General features: G+C 72.7%; 4 protein-coding genes. 1 reads left to right on the plus strand and 3 read right to left on the minus strand.

Translation table 11 applies throughout. The features are described 5' to 3' along the window. Both VI238_RS07195 and VI238_RS07200 read right to left on the minus strand, forming a co-directional pair. Positions 1 to 599, minus strand: a 599-nt coding sequence (locus VI238_RS07195; RefSeq protein ID WP_331649938.1) for a DMT family transporter, incomplete at its 3' end; no start/stop codon positions are given. Positions 600 to 680: 81 nt separating this feature from the next. After that, positions 681 to 1,307, minus strand: a complete 627-nt coding sequence (locus VI238_RS07200; protein ID WP_331649940.1) for a methyltransferase domain-containing protein — start codon at positions 1,305 to 1,307, stop codon at positions 681 to 683. A gap of 128 nt (positions 1,308 to 1,435) precedes the next feature. On the opposite strand from VI238_RS07200, the gene VI238_RS07205 reads away from it, so the two are divergent. After that, positions 1,436 to 2,170 carry a 16S rRNA (uracil(1498)-N(3))-methyltransferase gene (locus VI238_RS07205; RefSeq protein WP_331649942.1) on the plus strand — a complete coding sequence of 245 codons (735 nt, stop codon included), beginning with the start codon at positions 1,436 to 1,438 and terminating at the stop codon, positions 2,168 to 2,170. An 891-nt stretch (positions 2,171 to 3,061) separates the two neighbouring features. On the opposite strand, the gene VI238_RS07210 is transcribed toward VI238_RS07205, so the two are convergent. Then, a partial coding sequence (locus tag VI238_RS07210) for a hypothetical protein (RefSeq protein ID WP_331649944.1) occupies positions 3,062 to 3,801 on the minus strand: 740 nt, incomplete at its 5' end.

A 3,801-nucleotide genomic window follows, 5' to 3' on the forward strand; every position in this document is an offset into this window, starting at 1 on the left:
TCGTGTGGCCAGAGGAACGGTGCGAACGGCGCGTACAGGAGGCTCGCGAGGATCAGCGAGGCGGTGACGACGCCGAGCGGCGGCACGCCGCCGAGCTTGCGGTCGATGATGATCGGGCCGATCGCGTAGCCGATCGACGTGAGCACGACCGCGCCGACCGCGGGCAGGTTGTCGAGATGGATGTCGAGGCCGACGAGCGCGGCGACGCCGGCGAAGCCGAGGCCGAGTCCGAGCAGGCGGCGCGTGCCGAAGCGGTCGTGGCCGAGCCGGGTGAGGATCACCGCGGCGATCAGCGGCACGATCGCGATGAGCAGGCCTGCGGTGGAACTGGTCAGGCGCGTCTCGGCGTGGCCGAGCAGCAGCCACGGCCCGTTGATCTCGATGAGCGTGAACGCGAGCAGCGGTTTCCAGTGGCGGAATGCAGGCGCGAGCGCACGGGCGCGCAGCGCGACCGGCAACAGCAGCAGTGCGCCGATCGTCGTGCGGCCGAACGCGACGACGAGCGGATCGATCTCGGCGACCGCGATGCGGATGAGCAGGTACGGCACGCCCCAGATCACGCTGAGGGCGAGGAACAGGATCCAGCCGCGTCGGGTCATGGCGCCTCCGGTGCAAACCGGTAGCGTACGACGCCGGCGCGATTGCCGCGCGAACCGGTCTTCATGCGCGTCGGATTCCGCTCATCGCCGGCGCGCGACGAAGTAGAGCCAGTCGCCGCGGCCGTGGTGGCGCGCCTCCCACTCGACGTCGAGGCCGGCTTCGCGCAACCGTGCACGCAACGCATCGGCGGACCAGAACACGAGCCGGTAGTCGCCCGACTCGTCGTGTTCCCAGCCGTCGCCCTCGCCTTCGCGCATCGAGGCGAGGAACAGGCCGCGCGGATGCAGGGCGCCCGCGATCTTGCGCAGCACGTCGTCGAACCGCTCGCGCTCGACGTGCTGCAACACGCACAGCGCGACGATCGCATCGTAGGGACCGGGCAGCGCGTCCTCGACGACGTCGAGCGGCGCGACCGCACGACCGCGCGCCGCCTGGAACTCGCGGAACGCGGCCGCCGCATCGGTGCGATCGATCGCGACGCCGAGCCCCTCGAGGAAATCCGCATCCCAGCCCGGGCCCGAGCCGATCTCGAGCACGCGCGCGCCGCGCGGCACGTCGCCGGCGAGGCGACGCAGCGCGGCTTCGCCGACGCCGGAACGCGTCGGATCGACCGCGGCCGCGTAGTCACGCGCGCAGGCTTCGTACCCGTCGATCGTGCGGCGGTTGGCATCGCCGCGGACGCGACCCGGTGGCGTCGATGGGGGCATGGCGTTCTCCGCTGGATCGCGAAGCGTAACGCACTACCCGTGATTGGCGTCGCGCGGTACTGTGCGCGCTCGGGATGTACGTCGTGCGCCGTCGCGTTGCATCCGTCGTTCATGTCGCGGAAGAGTCCATGCGCATTCCCCGAATCCACGTTCCGCAGCGGCTTCAGCCGGGCATCGACGTCGACCTGCCGGGGCAGGCCGGCGAGCACCTCGCGCGCGTGCTGCGACTCGAGCGCGGCCATCCGCTGCGCCTGTTCGACGGCGAGGGCGGCGAGTTCGAGGGCGAGATCGCCTCGCTCACCAAGCGCGCGGTCACGGCGCACGTGCTCGAGCCCGTACCGGGCGCCGACCGCGAGAGCCCGCTGCGCATCACGCTCGGCCAGGGCATCGCACGCGGCGAGAAGATGGACTGGATCCTGCAGAAGGCGACCGAGCTCGGCGTCGCGCGCATCGTGCCGCTCGTGACCGATCGCACCGAGGTGAAGCTCGACGCCGAGCGCGCCGGGCGGCGCCTCGCGCACTGGCACGCGGTGCTCGCGTCCGCGTGCGAGCAGTGCGGGCGCAACCGCCTGCCCGAGCTGGCCGCACCGATGAAGCTCGCCGACTGGGCGGCCGCACTCGGCGACGAGGCCGGGCTGCGCCTCGTGCTCGACCCGCACGGCGATGCGAGTGCGCGCTCGCTCGAACCCGGCACGCGCGCGACGCTCGTCGTCGGTCCCGAGGGCGGCCTCTCCGAGCACGACCTCGCGACGCTCGCGCAGGCGCGCTTTCGCGGGCTCGGGCTCGGGCCGCGCATCCTGCGCACGGAGACCGCGGGGCTCGCGGCGCTCGCCGCGTTGCAAGCGATCCACGGCGACCTCTGACGCGACGACGCTGCCGGGTCGGGCCGAAGTTGCTGGGTCCCGGCCTTCACCGGGACTACGACGGGGAACCGTTTCGATTCTGCTCTCCCGCTTCCGCTCCTTCCGCTTCTGCTCTTGCTCGATCCGCGTCCCCTCGGCGCCGGCGGGCGGCGGCCGAAATGGCCCGAAGGGTGCGCGCGATGGATCGCACGCATTGCGCCGTCAGCGCACGGATGCGCTGTCGGCGCAACCGGCCGACGACCGCGGACCCGCGAGGCAAAGCCTCGCGGGCGGCGACGCGGGGTGCCCTTTCTCTTGGTGCCTTCTCTTTGGGCAAGCAAAGAGAAGGCACCCGCTCGCCGCCGAGGCGAGCGGAACCTCGCGGGAACGCCGCGCTGCGCGAAAGACGCCTTGCGCGGCGCGGCACGACCGAAGCCTTCCGCCGCCTACACGACGAGCTGGATTCCGGCTTTCGCCGGAATGACGGCGGGCGCTCGCCGCCGAGGCGAGCGGAACCTTGCGGGAACGCCGCGCTGCGCGAAAGAAGCCATGCGCGGCGCGGCACGACCGAAGCCTTCAGCCGCCTACACGAAGAGCTGGATTCCGGCTTTCGCCGGAATGACGGCGGGTGCTCGCTGCCGAGGCGAGCGGACCCTCGCGGGAACGCCGCGCTGCGCGAAAGAAGCCTTGCGCGGCGCGACACGACCGAAGCCTTCAGCCGCCTACACGAAGAGCTGGATTCCGGCTTTCGCCGGAATGACGGCGGGTGCTCGCCGCCGAGGCGAGCGGAACCTCGCGGGAACGCCGCGCTGCGCGAAAGAAGCCGTGCGTCGCGAGGGCCGACCGCCGACCACGGCACGGCGAGCGCCGACACCTCGTGCGGGCCGCACGAGGCGTCGGCGTGACGGCGCTTCAGTCGAAGCCGTCGGCGAAGATCACGTCGTCGGCGACAGCCGCGCCATCGGTCCAGAGGCCGTAACCGAGCATCGCGGGGTTGGCGACCGCGGGCGCGCCGCTGACGAGGTCGAACGCGTACAGCTGCATCGCCGCCGGCGCGGTCGCGTCCTTGCCGAGCACGTACAGCGCGCGTGCGCCCGCAGGCCCGTCGATCGTGGCGGGTCCGCTGCCGACGAAGCAGCACGTCGCGGGCGCGCTGCCGATCGCGGACAGCGTGACCGGCGAGCCGGGCACGGTCCAGGTCACGCGTGCGAGGTAGCTGAAGTCGAGCGCGCTGCGCAGGATCGCGTAGACGTCGCCGTTCGACGCGTCGACGGCGAGCGAGACGACGCGGTCGCCCGCGATCGGGTACGCCGCGGGCATCGCGCTGCCGCCCGCGAAGTCGAAGCGCAGCAGCTGGTCCTCGCTGTCGCCGTCGCGGCGGCCGACCATGAGCAGGTCCTGGCTCGTCGCGCGCCACGCCGCGATGCCTGACGCGAACGCGCAGCATCCCGCGTCGACGGGCGCGGTCAGCGCAGGATCGAACGTCGTGCCGCCGTGGGTCGCGACGCTGAACACCTGCGTCGGCACCGCCCCGCTCGCGTCGAAGAAGACGCCGACGAGGCGGGAGCCGGGCGCGTCGAACGCGAGCGCGGCGAATGCGGCGCCCGCGGGCGCCGCGAACGTGCCGCCCGGCAGCGGCGCGCTGCCGTAGG

Source organism: Dokdonella sp. (assembly GCF_036518555.1).
Classification (GTDB): domain Bacteria; phylum Pseudomonadota; class Gammaproteobacteria; order Xanthomonadales; family Rhodanobacteraceae; genus Dokdonella_A.